This is a genomic window from Sporosarcina koreensis (genome assembly GCF_042655825.1).
GTDB lineage: Bacteria > Bacillota > Bacilli > Bacillales_A > Planococcaceae > Sporosarcina > Sporosarcina koreensis.
In genome coordinates, this window is the sequence record NZ_JBHSNP010000026.1 from 37,945 (window position 1) to 54,842 (window position 16,898).

A 16,898-nucleotide genomic window follows, 5' to 3' on the forward strand; every position below is an offset into this window, starting at 1 on the left:
GAGGCCCGCCCTGCGCCCAAAGTCGCTGGTTTCGCGCCCGAAACCGACCGCATGTCCTGGAAATCTAATGTTTTATTGGATGTTTTCCCTCGATTTGTTATAATAAAAGAATGAATGTTCATTCATTTTATTAAAGGGAGTGGGAATGTTGAGGATTGCATATATTGATAACATGGAAAAGTGGAGTGAAGAGTTCACATTTTCAGTACCGGTCACCGTCCGTTTTTCAGAAACTGACATGTACGGCCACCTAAACAACACAGTCACCTTCGCATACTTTGAATATGCAAGGATCGAATACTTAAAGCACCTCGGCCATATGCAAGACTGGCTTGACCCGAACGGAACAACAATCCCAGTCGTTGCCGATCTCCAATGCGACTATATGAAACAAGTATACTTCGATGAACAATTGTCGATATTTGTAAAATCGGCATACGTGGGAAACAGCTCCGTCGACATCCATTATATGGCCAAAAATGCAAAGGGCGAATTGGTATTCACGGGAAGAGGAACGATTGTCCAAATCGATAGGACAACAGGTAAATCGGTACCTTGGAAAAGCGATCAAAAATCCGGCTTTTCCTTGTAAAATGATGAACCAGCCGGCACAGCCTAAACCATCTTCACATATTGTAAAGTGAACGTGGATAGGAGGGGGCGCGTCTTGACAGGAGAAATGAAAAACCGTTCTTTGCTAACAGCAAGGGAGCGAGAAATCTTTCATCTATTAGTGGATGATCATACGACGAAAGAAATCGCAGGACGGCTCGGCATTAGCGAAAAAACCGTCCGGAATCATATTTCGAATACCATTCAGAAATTGGGAGTATCCGGAAGGGCACAAGCGATTGTCGAATTGTTGCGATTAGGGGAACTGAAATTGAATTAAGCAAATCTATTGTCGTTCCTTGAAACCTGACTCGTTATGATCCGTCATATACATGAATATGCTCAGCTCCCTGAAAAAACATCAAATGCTTATTAACCTTTTTAAAACTGTTGCGTTATATGGCGAAAAAGGTGACAATAAGTAGACAGTATTCGTTTTCAGGGAGCTGGTATATGTGGCGGAACAAAACGCAATGAGTCTTGAAGGCGCCGAGAACATTGCTCGGATGGAAAAGGAACTTCGATATATATCCGGAATCATTAAACAGCAGGGCCGGAAAATATTAAGCAATTATACGATTACACCTCCCCAATTCATTGCTTTGCAATGGTTGTTCGAGCACGGGGACATGACGATTGGCGATTTGTCGAATAAGATGTATCTGGCATTCAGCACAACGACAGATCTTGTCGATCGCATGGAAAATAACAAGCTTGTAAAGAGGGTGCGTGATGACCAGGACCGCCGAGTCGTACGCATCCATTTATTGGGTGAGGGTGAACGCATCATCGAAGAAGTGATCGCCAAACGTCGGAAATATTTAAATGCAGTTCTCGAAGATTTTTCAGAAATAGAAATAAACGAGTTTTCCCGATTGTTGACAAAACTGCACAAAGAGATGATCAAAGATTGAAGATTTTGAATGAAGCACCAATCGGTGTCATTGATTCCGGTGTCGGCGGATTGACCGTCGTAAAGGAAATGCACCGTTTTTTACCTGATGAAACCATTATTTATATAGGCGATGATGCGCGTTGTCCATATGGGCCACGTTCAGTTGAAGAAGTGAAGGAATTTACAATGGAGATGGCTGTTGCACTTGCCGATATGGGTATCAAGATGTTGGTTATCGCTTGCAATACAGCTACCGCAGTTACCCTGGATATGCTTCGTGAACGGTTTCCGTTTCCTGTGTTAGGAGTTATTGAACCAGGAGCGAGGGCAGCAGTAGATGTATCATCTACAGGCAAAATCGCGGTATTAGGCACGGTCGGCACAATCAAAAGCAAGGCATATGAGAACGCCATCTCTTCTATTTCGAGGGATGCGGAAATTATTCCGTTAGCCTGTCCGGAGTTTGTTCCTCTCGTTGAAAGTGGTCAATACAAACAAATGGACATTCGGCCCGTCATGAAACAATCATTGGAGCCAATTGTCCATTTGGAGTTCGATACGGCCATTTTAGGCTGTACGCATTATCCGCTTCTGTATGATCAAATCCAAGAACAATTGCCGGTCGGCGTGAATATTGTATCGTCGGCATATGAGACAGTGCAGGACGTGGAGAGCACGTTATCCGGATTGGGTATTGCAAACATTCCTGGCGCACGGAAAGAGTCGATTTTTTACACGACAGGACAATTGGAAGGTTTCAAATCGATTGCAATCGACTGGCTCGGCATTGAAAATCCCGACGTCAGACATATTGTACTAGGGGAACCCGGCTGCCAATAAAGGCATCCGGGTTTTTGCTATGAAGAAAATGAATATGGTAAGATGGATGCTGAATTCAATTGTGGAGGGTGTATCCAATATGAGGCATGATGGAAGAACTGCAGATATGGGCAGACCGGTGACGATCGAGACGGATTATCTAATCCATCCTGAAGGATCAGTATTGATTTCTTTCGGTAATACGAAGGTGATTTGCACTGCGTCCATTGAGGAAAGGGTTCCGCCTTTTCTTAGAGGTAGTGGACAAGGCTGGGTGACTGCTGAATACTCTATGCTCCCTCGTGCTACGGGTCAGCGTACGCAACGGGAATCCTCGCGTGGCAAAGTGGGCGGAAGAACGATGGAGATCCAACGGCTGATCGGACGTGCGATGCGTGCTGTTACGGACCTTGGCGCTCTCGGCGAACGGACAATCTGGATTGATTGCGATGTAATCCAAGCGGATGGCGGCACGCGAACAGCTTCCATTACAGGCGCATTCGTTGCCATGAGCATTGCAGTCTCCAAATTGGTGAAGGAGAAGGGATTAAACCAATTCCCAATCAATGACTATTTGGCCGCAATCAGTGTAGGAAAGACGGATGAAGGTGTTTTGATCCTCGATCTTGATTATCCTGAGGATTCGGCGGCTGCTGTCGATATGAACGTCGTCATGACCGGGGCTGGGGAATTTGTCGAATTACAGGGGACGGGTGAAGAAGCGACGTTCACAAGAGAGGAAATGAATGGTCTCGTCGAACTTGCGGAATCGGGTATCCAACGTCTGATCGGCATCCAAAAGGAAGCGCTTGGTGAAATCGGTGCACTTATTCGCGGAAAGGATAATGAAGAACAATGAAAAAGATATTAATCGCGACGAACAATAAAGGGAAGGCAAAGGATTTCGAATCGCTTTTCGGCCCATATGGCTTCGAAGTGCAAACGTTGAATGACCTCGAACAGGATATCGATGTTGAAGAGACTGGAGTCACTTTCGAGGAAAACGCAGTCTTGAAGGCAGAGACGGTCTCGAAGCTGTTAGGCATAATGGTCATCGCGGACGATAGCGGACTGGAAATCGATAAGCTGCAAGGGGCTCCAGGCGTCTATTCTGCGCGTTATGCAGGTGAAGCGAAGAATGATGAGGCAAATATCGACAAAGTGCTGTCAGAGCTTCAGGGAGTGCCAGAAGAGGAACGTGCGGCACGGTTCCGATGCGTCCTCGCAGTCGCTGGTCCTGGAATTGAGACTGTCACATTTTCGGGAAGCTGTGAAGGTACGATTTTGGAAGAGAGAAGGGGCTCGAATGGCTTCGGTTATGATCCAATCTTCTATTCGCCGGAAAAAGGGCGGGCGATGGCAGAATTGTCACCGCAGGAAAAAGGGCAAATCTCACATCGAGGCGCAGCCTTAAGACAGTTGGAGGCACGTTTGCCGCAACTGCTGGATGCGTTAGGTGGACAGCAATGAAGATTATTGTGATGAGCGATTCGCATGGTGATGAGGAAACGGTGAAGACCGTTTCCGCGTTGCAGGCGGATGCTATTTTTCATTGCGGTGACAGTGAGTTATCTAGGGACAATCCGGTATTGCAAAATATCCATATCGTGAAAGGCAACTGTGATAGGGATCACCGTTTCCCGGACTCGGTCATCGTTGAAGTAGGCAACAGGAAGATTTGGATGGTGCATGGCCATGAGCATGATTGCAAACGGACAATGCTGCCTTTGTATTATGGCGCCCAGGAAATGGGGGCGGACATCGTCCTGTTCGGCCACTCCCATTCATATGCGGCTGAATTGAGGGAAGGAATATTATTCGTCAATCCAGGAAGCACATTGCTCCCAAGGTCTGGTAAACAGCCGACTTTCGCGGAAATTGAATGGGATGGCGGCTACCGGATTCTATTCAAAAATATGGCTATGGAAACAGTAATTACGGTGGAAATGAAAAATATCGCAAATTAGCATTGACTTTTCCAGCGAGCCTGCCTATAATAAAATTTGTCGTTAGCAATCAGTGGTTGCTAAACAACATGTCTCAGTAGCTCAGTTGGATAGAGCAACAGCCTTCTAAGCTGTGGGTCGGGGGTTCGAATCCCTCCTGGGACGTTTTTAAGTAAAAACTGAAAAAGTTAAGAAGTAAAAAGAATGACCTCAAACGTTCATAAAACGGCGTTTGCGGTCATTTTTTGTTTTTAGAGAATACGTTTAGAAACGATAGGAAATGAAATCTTTTTACATAAATTTACACCTTTCACGTATTTGCCATGTCCTCATATAATTGTATTGTTCGGTTAGCATCTTCTGTACGAAGCTCCTTAACAATATGAGCTTAGTGTTTGAGTGTGGTATCAATGGTTTTATGACCTAATCGCTCGGATACATAATAAATGGAAACTTTTCGATAAAAAAGGGGAGTGGACTAAAACAAACCATACATATAAAGGGAATCAAAACCATCCCTTATTAATAGAAAAAGAGACCGCTACACCCGTTGGACACCCACTGGTCGTCGGTCTCTTTCATTTGTGTGCAGATTTGAGCAAGGGCTATACTTGAATTTCCTTCCGTTTACTGGATGGGGGAATCCGTAATTCTTCACGATACTTAGTTATTGTCCGTCTTGAGATGGAAATTCCTTGTTCCGTATTAAAGTATTCCGCAATTTTCTGATCGGAATACGGTTTGTATTTATTCTCTGAGGCGATGAACTCCTCTAAAAGTTTCTTTACTTTTGTCTGGGAAATGCTGTCGCCATCCGATGTTTCCAGTTTAGAAGTGAAAAGAGTACGTAGCTCATACGTGCCATGAGGTGTTTGGATCACTTTATTGGCAGTCGCACGGCTCACAGTCGATTCATGCATTTCAATTTCTTCTGCCACTTCTTTCAATGTCAGAGGCTTTAATAAGGATAAGCCTTTCTCAAAGAAATTTTTCTGTTTATCCAACAGGACTGATACGATTTTAATAATCGTATTGCGCCGTTGTTCGATACTCGTTAACAACCATTGATAGTTTTTATAGTGTGTCTGCATATATTTTGATACATCATCTTTTGCCTGTAAGTATTGTGAATAATCCTTATTCAGCTGGATAGCTGGCAAATAGCCGTCATTCAACTGAAAAACGAACCTATCATCTTTCCATTCAACAATAATATCCGGTGACAAGAACTCCGTTGAGTAATCACAAGTGAATGAACAAGGTCGTGGATTCAGCGAGAGGATGAAGTCATGCAGCTCTTTCACTTCAACCATCGTAATCTTCATCTTGGATGCAATATCATTCCATTTCCGATCGGCTACCAGGTCTAAATGATGTTGTACCAGTTCTGCAGCCATTACATTCTCGGGATAAAGATAAGAAATCTGCAAAAAGAGACATTCCCTTAGACTCCGTGCACCGATACCGATCGGCCCCAACTGTTGAAGAAGATGAATGCCATTTTCAATCTGCTCTTCATTGAATTCCGATGAGCTTTCTGTATCGGTGAACGAGTCAGGCAAATAGCCGTTTTCATCAAGGTTATAGATGAGGTAACGTATCAATTTTTGTGTAAACCCGTCCGTATGTATGAACTTAGCATTCTCGTACAATTCATCCCGCATATTTTTACCTTTGCTATGAATCGCTTCTATCGGCATCTGTGAGGTGCGGGAAAATGAAAAGCGTTGGTTGACGCTTTCCTCATATCCATTGCGATTCTCTTTTTCCTTCAGTTCGATGAGTGGATTTTCCAACTCCTGTTGCCTAATATATTGTTCAAGCTCATGGGTTGTATATTGTAATAATTCAATGGCTTGCCTTAGTTCCATAGTCATCAGTAGACTAAGCTCTTGTCGCTGCTGGAGAACAAGCTTCATGAGTACTGTCCCCTCCTTATGAATGCTACAAAATGTAAGCGTTTGCAATTGTGTGAGTATTATTATAGCACAAATAAAGGGTAACATCGATGTGGAATGTGAATGTTCAAATAAGAGGAAGCCATATAAAAAAAACTTGCATGCAAGGGGAGGGAAGTAGTAAAATCGCTAACCATCCTTCCCATTCAAGGGCATTAAAGAATCTGCATTGGTCCTAGGAAGGAAGTCAATACTTCCACATTCCCGTCCTCATTGATGTATCCTTTACAAATGAAAAGACCGCTCTTTGTCAATGTTTGACAAGGAACAGTCTTTCCTTTCTGTCACTATATGTAGATCACTCGTTTGAACAAAATTCGCGGATTAACCTAGAGGCTTTCGATTGGCTGATAGCTAAATCGCTTGCAACGCCTCGAGTCGAACCGTGTTTTGCATATGATCTTTTAATTAATGTTCGAGTAACTTCGGTGATTGCATTGTCAAGTGAATTAGGATGTATAAGTTCGGGAACTTCCTTCACTTCTTCTGTAATCACTAGCGGTAAATCGGTTACCTCAATGATCGAGTCACTCGTAATTACTAGGCGTTCCATTAAATTTTCCAACTGACGGACATTACCAGGCCAAGAATAATGGAAAAGTACTTGTAAACAACGTTCGGAAATCGCTTTGTTTACATTGTATTTGCTATTGAATTTATTTAAAAATCGATACGTCAAAGGAATAATATCATCCTTTCTCTCAGCTAAAGTCGGCATGTGAATATCAATCACATTTAGACGATAATATAAATCCTCCCGGAATGTTTTATTTCGAATCATCTCCTCCAAGTCTTGATTGGTTGCGGCAATAATACGGATATCAACCGTTTTACTAGTATTGCTCCCAATGGGTATAAATTGTTTGTCTTGTATAACTTGCAATACTTTCGCTTGTAACGGCAACGCCAATTCTCCGATTTCATCCAAAAAGATAGTCCCAGTATCAGCCGTCTCAAATAGACCTGTTTTTCCACCTTTATTGGCCCCGGTAAAGGATCCGCTCGTATAACCAAATAATTCGGATTCCAACAAATCTGCAGGAATTGCTGCACAGTTTACATTTAAAAAAGGTCCTTTATTTCGATTACTAATATTGTGTAAATGATGGGCGATGACCCCTTTTCCTGTCCCTGATTCTCCGTGTATTAAAACGGTGGAGTCAGTGGGAGCGATTTTCTCGCAAAATTGTAAGATCTTCCTAAATTTTTCATCGTTTGCAATGATAATTTCGTGCAGATCATGATTTTGGGCCTCTTCGATTTGTTGTTTATTCATTGTAATCATTTGTTTAAAAACCTGGATTTCAGTTGACGTAATGACAATATAATCAATGTCTTGAGCCTCATTGAGAATTGGAAATGCTCTCGTTAATAGCTCTGCGCCAATATAGGTTTGCTGTCTTATAGAAACGGGTTCTTTCTTTTCAAAAACCTCTGGAAGGACGGAAGGTGCCCAATAGCCTTTATCCAAAAAATCATTATTCAACTTTCCAAGGACATCATCTTTTTTTAGACCATAGTGCTTTTCGCAATTTTTATTAACATAGACAATACGCGTATTGCGATCGACTACATAAATTTCATCAGAGGAATAATCTAATATTTTTAAAAAGGACTCTAATGTCAAATCGCTATTTTTTAACTTTTCATTCTCTGGCATGAAACCACCCCTTAAAGGTTAGTTGAGTCAAATTTGGGTAAACACGTTTTTTTGTTGAGTCAATTTTGAATAAATTATAGCATGTTTTTAAATAAAATAGGAGATTGAGATAGAATTTTATGATTTTTTCAAACTTGGCATGCAAGTTGCATAACTGTTTAACAACGTGATCAAGATATGCATTTTGTAAGATCACGTCATCAAGAGCAATCGGTTTTAACACCAAAGCAAACAAGGAGGCAAAGTTATGGATCATTCTGAAGTTATGGATATAACAATAATTGGTGGTGGACCAGTAGGATTATTTACTGCTTTTTATGCAGGATTGCGTCAAACATCGGTAAAAATTATTGAGAGCCTACCCCACTTAGGTGGGCAATTATCCGCCCTTTATCCAGAAAAATACATTTACGATATTGCCGGTTTCCCAAAGGTCGGTGCGCAACAGCTTGTGGACCAACTCATCGAGCAAATGAATCAATTTGAAACGACAATTTGTCTGGGAGAATCTGTTGAAGAAGTTGAAAAAGGTGATAACGGTATTTTCAAACTAACAACAAACGAAGGTGTTCACTATACGCGAACGATTATTATTACAGCGGGGAATGGGGCTTTCCAGGCGCGAAAAATGAATATTATCGGAGAAGACAAATTCCAAAATACAAATCTTCATTACTTCGTAAACAATATGAACCAATTTAAAGATAAAAAAGTCGTGCTATTCGGCGGCGGCGATTCAGCGGTTGACTGGGCATTAATGTTAGAACCGATTGCAGAAAAAGTGACACTCGTCCATCGACGAGACAAATTCCGTGCTCATGAGCATAGTGTTGAACTTTTACGACAATCGAAAGTCGACATTGTCACACCGTACGTTCCAGTCGAACTCATTGGCGATGAAAAAATTGAAGGCGTTATCATTCAAGAAACAAAAAATAGTGAACAGCTGGAACTTGAAGTAGATGATGTTCTTGTGAACTACGGTTTCGTTTCATCATTAGGTCCGATTAAAAGTTGGGACTTGGAAATTGAAAAGAACTCAATTGTTGTGAATTCAAAAATGGAAACGAATATCGAAGGCATTTATGCAGCAGGAGATATTTGCACCTATGACGGAAAGGTAAAACTTATTGCAAGCGGGTTTGGTGAAGCGCCGGTTGCTGTCAGTAATGCAAAAGTCTATATTGATCCGACTGCTAAAGTACAACCACTTCATAGTACATCTGTTATGGGAGAGCAAGAAACGAATAAGAAAAAAGATCAGGTAAGTGTCTAAATTTAGTTTTAAGGAGGATTTCTAATGGCGACATACACAATGGTAGATCGTAGTACTTGTATTGCCTGTGGTGCCTGTAATCCCAATGCTCCAGATCTGTTTGAATACACAGAGGATGGATTGTCCTATGCGTTATTAGATGGCAATGAGGGCATTACGGAAGTACCCGAAGATTTAATTGAGGATTTGGAAGATGCTATAGAAAGTTGCCCAACCGACTCGATTAAGATGTCTGACACACCATTTAATTGTCAAAGGGTCGAAGCGAGTTAAACTAAGAAACAACAATTTAAAATCTAAAATGAGAGTTAGGGGAGACGGAATAATGGCTTACAACAAAGTACAAAACGCAACAAACAGGACGTTTGAAAGAACAATGACATATGACATGTACACAGATCCAAAAGTATTAGAGAAAGAAAGAGAGCTTATTTTTGACAAGACATGGCATCTTGTCGGTCATGTAAGCCAAGTAGAAAAAGCAGGGCAGTTTTTTACAGCTGAAGTGATGAACGAGCCAATTATCATCATGCGCGGGACAGACGAAGTGTTGCGTGCATTTTATAATGTATGCCCGCACCGTGCAACAAAGCTTGAAAAGAATGAATTTGGTAAAAAGAAAATTTTGCAATGTATGTATCATGGCTGGACATTCAAAACAGATGGTAAGTTGAACAAAGCCCCAAACTTCCGTGGAGAAGAAGAAGCGTGTGTTAAGGATGCTTGCTTGCGATCTGTCAGAATGGAAGTACTTGAGTCTTTAATTTTCGTTAACTTGGATGATGATGCCAAGCCGCTAAGTGAGTCTTATGGAGATTTCTTTGACCGCTTAAGTAAGTTCGAATTTTTAAGTGATTTAAAACGTACTCACCGTAAGACACGTATTTTTAAATCAAACTGGAAAGCTTTTATCGATAACTACCTAGAGTGTGACCACTGTCATGTTGCACACCCTAGCTTCGTCGATACATTGGATATGGATGACTATCAAATTATTACATGTGAGAACTACTCCTTCCAGGGATCTATTGTGAAACCGGACAAACAATACGGTGAAGTCGATCTGAATGAATCAGAAATGCAAGGCGGTTCGTTCTTCTGGCTATGGCCGAACCTCATGTTAACATTCTATCCTGGACCAGGGAATATGGCATCGATCGAAATGATTCCAATCGATCACGAAACGACAATGGCTGTGTACACGTATTACTTCCGTGAAGATAGCTTGGATAAGATTTCCCAAGAAGAAAAAGACTTGATGACATTTGCTGAACAAGTTCGTTCAGAGGATATTGAGCTTGTTGAACTGGAGCAAATTGGTTTCCGTTCCCGTGCATTTAACAGAGGTCGTTTCTCTCAATCGGAACAAGCAATTGTACAATTCCACGAAATGGTATTGGAGGCCCTCGATGAATAAGATACTCGATCGAACAGCGAAAAAATATCTATTGATTAATGGTGAAAAAGTGGAGACAGCAAATTACGCTCCACTTTACTCCCCGTATTCACGTGAACAAATCGCTGATATTGCGATGGCAGATGCAACGTTGACAAAACAAGCCATTACAGCTGCATATGAAGCAAAAGACATCATTGGCGAAATGCCTGCTTATCAACGAGCGCAAATTCTAGAAGATGTTGTAAAAATCTTAACGGATAGAGCCGAAGAAGCTGCAACCATCATTTCCACGGAATCGGCAAAACCAATCGTATTTGCAAAAGCAGAAGTGGCAAGAACAATTGAGACGTACAAGTTTTCCGCAGAGGAAGCGAAACGAATTCAAGGCGAAACGATTCCATTCGATGCGGCAAGCGGCGGTGTGGGACGAATCGGTTATACGATCAAAGAGCCGATCGGTGTCATTGGCGCAATTACGCCGTTCAACTTTCCGTTGAATTTAGTTGCACATAAAGTTGGACCTGCGATTGCAGCGGGTAATTCAATTGTATTGAAACCAGCTTCACAAACGCCACTTTCGGCTCTATTCATTGCAGAAGTGTTCGAGGAAGCCGGATTACCAGCAGGAGTTCTAAACGTTGTAACAGGTCCTGGCGGTGTTGTCGGGGAAGCGATGGTAGAAGATGACCGTGTGAAAATGGTGACATTTACAGGGAGTCCACGCGTCGGCATCGGCATTAGCAATAAAGCGGGCTTGAAAAAAACGACATTGGAGCTCGGTTCAAATTCCGCTTTAATTATCGACAAGGACGTTGAAATCGACGAAATCATTGACCGTTGTGTGATGGGTGCGTTTTCGAACCAAGGGCAAGTGTGTATCTCTTTACAACGCGTATATGTTCACGAAGATCGATACGAGGAGTTTGTCGAGAAGTTTGCAACTGCAACTAAACAATTGAAAATGGGTGATCCGCTCGACTCGGAAACGTATATATCTTCGTTAATTACACCTGGTGAACTGGAACGTACACTCGGTTGGATTGAAGAGACGAAACAGAGTAATGCAACAATTCTTACAGGTGGGGAAGCGCAGGATGGTATACTTGAACCGACGATCATCACAGATGCGGATTCATGCTTAAAAGTATCATGCCAAGAAGTCTTTGCACCAATTGTTGTTGTGAACAAAATAGCCTCTGTTGAAGAAGCGGTGAACCTTGTGAATGACTCCCAATTTGGTTTACAAGCAGGCATCTATACAAATAATGTGAAACACGCATTGTACGCTTCTAAAAAGCTAGAAGTGGGTGGTGTGATGATCAATGACGTACCAACGTATCGAGTTGACCAAATGCCATATGGAGGTTTGAAAGATAGTGGGACAGGCCGTGAAGGAATTAAGTATGCCGTAGAAGAGATGACAGAGTTAAAACTAATCGTTTGGAATCAAGGATAAGGGTGAAAAAACGTGACGAATATATATAAGATCGCTGTAATTGCAGGGGATGGCATAGGTCCTGAAGTAATTGATCAGGGAATTAAAGTACTAAACAAGGTAGCAGAGCTGGACGGTAGTTTCCAATTTGACTTTACACATTTTCCATGGGGTTGTGAATATTACGCCGAGCATGGCCGGATGATGGCGGAAACCGGGATTGAACAATTAAAACAATTTGATGCGATCTACTTGGGCGCTGTCGGTTTTCCAGGCGTCCCCGATCATATTTCCTTATGGGACTTGTTGTTGGTCATCCGTAAGAGTTTCGATCAATACGTGAATATTCGTCCCGTGAAGCTATTGAGAGGTGCGCATTGCCCGTTAGCAGATGTCAATCGTGAGGACGTTGACATGTTGTTTATCCGTGAAAATACGGAAGGGGAATATTCTGGCGCAGGTGACTGGTTATTCAAAGGTCAAGAAAATGAAGTTGTGCTACAAAATGGTGTCTTTTCACGTAAAGGGACGGAGCGAATTATTCGTTACGCATTTGAAACTGCGAAAAAACATGGACGCAGCTTAACAAGCATTAGTAAAGCGAACGCTCTAAACTATTCAATGGTCTTCTGGGATCAAGTTTTTGAAGAAGTAAGTGCGGAATATCCAGAAGTGGAGACGGCCGCTTATCTAGTAGATGCGGCAGCAATGCTCATGATTACAGATCCTAAACGATTTGAAGTCGTCGTTACATCGAATTTATTTGGTGATATTTTGACGGATATCGGGGCTGCTCTGGCAGGTGGTATTGGCCTTGCAGCTGGCGCGAATGTGAATCCAGAGCGTGAGTTCCCGTCCATGTTTGAGCCGGTTCATGGATCTGCACCGGATATCGCTGGAAAGGGTATTGGAAATCCATTGGCTTCCATTTGGTCCGCCAGTCAAATGCTAGACTACTTTGGACACGAGAATTATGGCAAACTCGTTATAGACGGAATTGAAGAACTGCTATTGCAGAACACGATATTAACACCAGATATGAAAGGGACGGCCTCCACCTCTGAAGTCGGAGATCGTTTGGTCGGCATAATTGCTGAAATGATGCCTGCTCGTGTATAAGTGATTGTGATTGCTATCGGTGTGATTTTTCACGCCGATAGTACATTTGTAGACATCTTCAATTGTTTCAACATTCGGCTAAATCAAAGAGAGATATTAATAGGAGTGAATGCATGAGAGGCAATACGATTGACAAACAGATTCTGAGTATCGCATTGGCATTGGTGGCACTATTAACAGTCCCGATTTTGATTAATCCCGAAAAAGGTACTGCTTTTTTAAAAACGGTTTTGAATACGATTACAATCAATTTTGGACCCTTATATTTATGGGCCTGTTTGGGCATATTCGGTTTTTTACTTTGGATAGCATTCGGTAAGTATGGAAAAGTAAAGTTAGGTAGTGGCAAGCCCGAGTTTTCTACGTTTAGCTGGCTAGCCCTGATCTTTACTGCTGGAATCGGTTCTGGGATTATGTATTGGGGTATTATTGAATGGGCTTACTACTATTCAAGTCCACCCTACGGACTCGATCCTCTGAGTGTGGAAGCGGCCAGTTTTGCTTCTACATATGGCATGTTCCATTGGGGGTTCTCAGCTTGGGCAATTTACTGTGTTCCGTCAATCCCGATTGCGTACGCTGTCTATATTAAGAAGCATACGTCCTTCAGACTAAGTACGGCATGCCGTGGGATTATCGGCGATCGTGCAGACGGGATTGTAGGAAAAATCATTGATATTTGCTTCATGTTTGGACTGATCGGTGGAATTGGAACATCTTTAGCATTAGGTACACCGCTCTTAGCCGAAGGAATCCATCATTTGTTCGGTGTGGAGAAAACGCTTACACTGAATTTAGGTATTGTCGTATCGTTAATGGTTTTTTTCTCAATCTGTCTTTATTTCGGACTGAAGAAAGGGTTAAAGCTGTTAAGTGACTGGAATTTGTATTTATATATGGCGATTGCCGTATTTATCTTCATTTTCGGTCCGACGGCCTTTATCGTTGCGAGTTTTTCAGAAAGCGTTGGAGTGTTGTTTCAAAACTTCTTTAGGATGAGTCTCTATACTGATCCAGTCGGAAAATCTGGTTTTAGTGAGTCGTGGACATTATTTTATTGGGGTTGGTGGTTTTCTTACGCACCATTTACGGGTATGTTTGCTGCTCGAATTTCTAAGGGGAGAACCATTAAATCGCTTATTATTGGGCAATTGGTGGGCGGTACGTTAGGATGTTGGTTGGCGTTCGCGATTTTTGGCAACACGAGTATGTTCTTCGAAATAACAGGTCTCGTCCCTGTATTGGACATTCTTCAAAATGAGGGTGCTCCTGCAGCCATTCTTGCGTCGTTGAATGCACTTCCGTTGGGCGGTATTGTGCTTGTCCTGTACTTACTTGTGGCAGCGATTTTCCTTGCGACGACCGTTAACTCTGCAGCCTATACATTATCAGATGTCGCTTCTCAAAACTTACAAGCAGGTGAAGAGCCTGCTCGCTGGTACCGAGTGTTTTGGGGAATACTGTTAACTAGTATCTCAATCGTTCTAATGTACGGCGATGGGTTAGAAGCGTTGCAGACACTATCCGTCATTACTGCATTACCGTTAGTATTTATCATGTTGTTAATGATTGCTTCATTTGTTAAATGGATTAGAGTAGATTATGACACAATCATTCAGGAACAAGAAAACGCTGTAACTGATTGTTCACATTCGGAAGAGGAACAAGTTCCAGTTGAGAAGAAACGGAAGCGTTCGGATAAAGCACCGATTCTTTCAAAAACTAGATTCGAAAATTAAAACGGCCCATATGAATATCCCTAATCATGAATTGCATCCCAATTGTTAGATTATTATCTGACAAGTGGGATGCTTTCCTTAGGGGGGAACTAGCGATGCAAGTGATTCAGGAATGGGAAGGTTTGTTAAATGGGAAGAATACCATCTGAAAGCAAGCCAAAAGGGAACAGAACAAGAAATTTCTCAAGAGGAAATAGAATGGTTAAATAAGAGGATTGAATCTCATGACAAATGAAGAAAGTTCCAAACAAAAAAAGGTTATCGTTATAGAACTTTAATTTAGCGCACTAAAGCATGTAAATAGTAGAACGTAAAATCATTTTACACAAATTTTACACATGGGAACGCATGAATAATCAATGTTAATATGGGGTTATAGAAGTCCTCATGGGACGTTTTTAAGTGAAAACTGAACAAGTTAAGAAGTAAAAAGAATGACCTCAAACGTTCATGAAACGGCGTTTGAGGACATTTTTTGTTATTAGAGAATACGTTTAGAAACGCCCCCACTAAAGCGTCTCATCTAATTTCTGGATCTTTGAGTTGGAAATTAAATATACATCGCCTAAAATGTCGATTTTATCTCCCTTTACACGTACAGCGCAATCTTTGTTCGACGCATAAATATTCATTTCTTCTGATAAGGGAGACAGTTCGCTTTGAACCAGCACGAGATTATTTTCAAGATCAAAATGAGAAAGGACGGAAAAATCGTCAAGGCCGATTCCCTCGTAAACAGAGCTTATTTCAACTTTATATCCAAAGTTTTTCGAGCATAACCATTTAGCGGACATGTTGATCGCACCAGCGCTTGCTCCCATGACTACGGCTCTGCTCTCTTTAATTATATTTGGCAATTCATATTCCGTCAAAAAACCATTTTGTTTAAGAGTATTTCCACCCAATAAGAAAATGACTGAAGCATTTTGAATTAACGCAGAGGCATCTTCCTTCTGTACGTGATAATTAATTAAATGATATTCATCAAACATAATGTCGGCCTGGTCAAGCCATGATCGTTCAGTAGCACCATCATCTTCATAAAAAAATGGATTCGAGCTAATCATTACAAGCGATTTTCTATCTGTTATATCCTCTTGTAGCGCCACTTCCAAATTTCTCGGAAAACATTTGTTAAACCAACCTAAATAATAGTGTGTTTTCATAAGTACCCCCGTAGCAAAGTGAAAATAACATTAACTCCCTGCGTATTCATTCTGTATTCTAAAACTCTCAATCTTCGGTTGTGCGCCGTGCAACTTCACCTATAATGGAAGCAAGCTCCCTCGGGCGCGACCACATTGGCCAGTGGTGTGTCGGTAGATCAATGTAGGTAACATTATGCAACTCTTCAAGACCGCTCATCCAACCTTTTTCGACAAAAGATTTAATCTTATCAGACGTATGTGCCGTGCAAATAACGGTGCTTGGTACATCGAGTCGCCTATCGTTGACCAATACAGGCGCATCGCGCACTGCACCACCCGGTTCGGGAACCGCTCGTTGCTCTAGGAGGGTACGATGTTCATCGCTCATCCCGCTAATGTCGGCCTCGTCAAGTTCCTCCCATGAAGGTAACGGCATCTCGACACCATCAAACTCTGGATTCATCGCATCCTTTTCGGGGAAGCTGTCAACATAAACCATAGCCGCAATCCGCTCAGGCATGCGGTCACTCACAGCGTATCCTGTGGCACCGGTTGCACTGTGAACAGCGAGCACGACAGGCTCCCCAGCTGATTCCACAGCATCACATATCGCGTCAACATGGTCGGACAGTTTAATAGAAGACCGATCGGTATCATTTGATTCGAGACCGGGTAGCGTCAAAGGCCGGACATTGTAACCATTGGACCGAAGGACTTCTGTAACATCATCCCACGCCCATGCGCCGAGCCAAAAACCGGGCACCAAAATGATCGGTGCTGCATTTGAATTTTTCTTGTTCATGAACATTTCTCCTTTGTAATTTAGTTGAAATTCAGCATGATGTGCCACTTCCTTGTGTTGAACAAAGGCTAGTCTCCATTTGGGTCAAGT

17 protein-coding genes and 1 tRNA gene are annotated in these 16,898 nt (G+C 42.2%); 14 read left to right on the forward strand and 4 right to left on the reverse strand.

The window, feature by feature from the left end; translation table 11 throughout:
* The first annotated feature begins 145 nt into the window (after window positions 1-145).
* The 8 genes from ACFPTP_RS11795 (at window position 146) to ACFPTP_RS11830 (ending at window position 4,437) form a co-directional block, all read left to right on the forward strand.
* On the forward strand, window positions 146-592 hold the full coding sequence (locus ACFPTP_RS11795) for an acyl-CoA thioesterase (protein ID WP_381445110.1): 447 nt from the start codon (window positions 146-148) through the stop codon (window positions 590-592).
* Window positions 593-679: 87 nt separating this feature from the next.
* Window positions 680-892, forward strand: coding sequence for a helix-turn-helix domain-containing protein (locus ACFPTP_RS11800; protein ID WP_060204861.1), 213 nt, complete (start codon window positions 680-682; stop codon window positions 890-892).
* 193 nt (window positions 893-1,085) lie between these two features.
* Window positions 1,086-1,526, forward strand: coding sequence for a MarR family winged helix-turn-helix transcriptional regulator (locus ACFPTP_RS11805; RefSeq protein ID WP_381445456.1), 441 nt, complete (start codon window positions 1,086-1,088; stop codon window positions 1,524-1,526).
* Window positions 1,523-2,347: a glutamate racemase gene (gene racE / locus ACFPTP_RS11810; RefSeq protein ID WP_381445112.1), complete on the forward strand. Its 825-nt coding sequence runs from the start codon at window positions 1,523-1,525 to the stop codon at window positions 2,345-2,347. Before ACFPTP_RS11805 ends, racE begins: the two co-directional genes overlap by 4 nt.
* Before the next feature lie 79 nt (window positions 2,348-2,426).
* Window positions 2,427-3,185, forward strand: coding sequence for a ribonuclease PH (gene rph, locus ACFPTP_RS11815; protein ID WP_381445458.1), 759 nt, complete (start codon window positions 2,427-2,429; stop codon window positions 3,183-3,185).
* Window positions 3,182-3,796, forward strand: coding sequence for an XTP/dITP diphosphatase (locus ACFPTP_RS11820; RefSeq protein ID WP_381445114.1), 615 nt, complete (start codon window positions 3,182-3,184; stop codon window positions 3,794-3,796). The genes rph and ACFPTP_RS11820 overlap by 4 nt, the downstream gene beginning before the upstream one ends.
* Window positions 3,793-4,293, forward strand: coding sequence for a metallophosphoesterase (locus ACFPTP_RS11825; protein WP_381445116.1), 501 nt, complete (start codon window positions 3,793-3,795; stop codon window positions 4,291-4,293). The genes ACFPTP_RS11820 and ACFPTP_RS11825 overlap by 4 nt, the downstream gene beginning before the upstream one ends.
* 70 nt (window positions 4,294-4,363) lie before the next feature.
* Window positions 4,364-4,437, forward strand: a tRNA-Arg gene (locus tag ACFPTP_RS11830).
* A 440-nt stretch (window positions 4,438-4,877) separates the two neighbouring features.
* Here ACFPTP_RS11830 and rpoN read toward each other — a convergent pair.
* Together rpoN and ACFPTP_RS11840 are read right to left on the reverse strand one after the other, a co-directional pair.
* Window positions 4,878-6,191: an RNA polymerase factor sigma-54 gene (rpoN, locus tag ACFPTP_RS11835; protein WP_381445118.1), complete on the reverse strand. Its 1,314-nt coding sequence runs from the start codon at window positions 6,189-6,191 to the stop codon at window positions 4,878-4,880.
* Window positions 6,192-6,528: 337 nt separating this feature from the next.
* On the reverse strand, window positions 6,529-7,890 hold the full coding sequence (locus tag ACFPTP_RS11840) for a sigma-54 interaction domain-containing protein (RefSeq protein ID WP_381445120.1): 1,362 nt from the start codon (window positions 7,888-7,890) through the stop codon (window positions 6,529-6,531).
* Window positions 7,891-8,137: 247 nt separating this feature from the next.
* Between ACFPTP_RS11840 and ACFPTP_RS11845 the strand changes: the two genes are divergently transcribed.
* From ACFPTP_RS11845 to ACFPTP_RS11870, 6 genes are all read left to right on the forward strand, one after another.
* Window positions 8,138-9,166 carry an NAD(P)/FAD-dependent oxidoreductase gene (locus ACFPTP_RS11845; RefSeq protein WP_381445122.1) on the forward strand — a complete coding sequence of 343 codons (1,029 nt, stop codon included), beginning with the start codon at window positions 8,138-8,140 and terminating at the stop codon, window positions 9,164-9,166.
* Between the two features lie 24 nt (window positions 9,167-9,190).
* Complete coding sequence (locus ACFPTP_RS11850) at window positions 9,191-9,439, forward strand: ferredoxin (RefSeq protein WP_381445124.1); 249 nt, start codon at window positions 9,191-9,193, stop codon at window positions 9,437-9,439.
* 52 nt (window positions 9,440-9,491) lie between these two features.
* A complete protein-coding gene (locus tag ACFPTP_RS11855; RefSeq protein WP_381445126.1) occupies window positions 9,492-10,583 on the forward strand; it encodes an aromatic ring-hydroxylating oxygenase subunit alpha in 1,092 nt (363 codons plus the stop codon).
* Window positions 10,576-12,021: an aldehyde dehydrogenase family protein gene (locus ACFPTP_RS11860; protein ID WP_381445128.1), complete on the forward strand. Its 1,446-nt coding sequence runs from the start codon at window positions 10,576-10,578 to the stop codon at window positions 12,019-12,021. The genes ACFPTP_RS11855 and ACFPTP_RS11860 overlap by 8 nt, the downstream gene beginning before the upstream one ends.
* Before the next feature lie 12 nt (window positions 12,022-12,033).
* A complete protein-coding gene (locus ACFPTP_RS11865; protein WP_381445130.1) occupies window positions 12,034-13,119 on the forward strand; it encodes a tartrate dehydrogenase in 1,086 nt (361 codons plus the stop codon).
* Between the two features lie 113 nt (window positions 13,120-13,232).
* Window positions 13,233-14,858 (forward strand): BCCT family transporter, encoded by a 1,626-nt coding sequence (locus tag ACFPTP_RS11870; protein ID WP_381445133.1) that lies wholly within the window; start codon window positions 13,233-13,235, stop codon window positions 14,856-14,858.
* 509 nt (window positions 14,859-15,367) lie between these two features.
* Here ACFPTP_RS11870 and ACFPTP_RS11875 read toward each other — a convergent pair.
* Window positions 15,368-16,024, reverse strand: a complete 657-nt coding sequence (locus ACFPTP_RS11875) for a Type 1 glutamine amidotransferase-like domain-containing protein (protein WP_381445135.1) — start codon at window positions 16,022-16,024, stop codon at window positions 15,368-15,370.
* 67 nt (window positions 16,025-16,091) lie between these two features.
* Window positions 16,092-16,808, reverse strand: coding sequence for an alpha/beta fold hydrolase (locus ACFPTP_RS11880; protein WP_381445137.1), 717 nt, complete (start codon window positions 16,806-16,808; stop codon window positions 16,092-16,094).
* Between the last annotated feature and the right edge of the window lie 90 nt (window positions 16,809-16,898).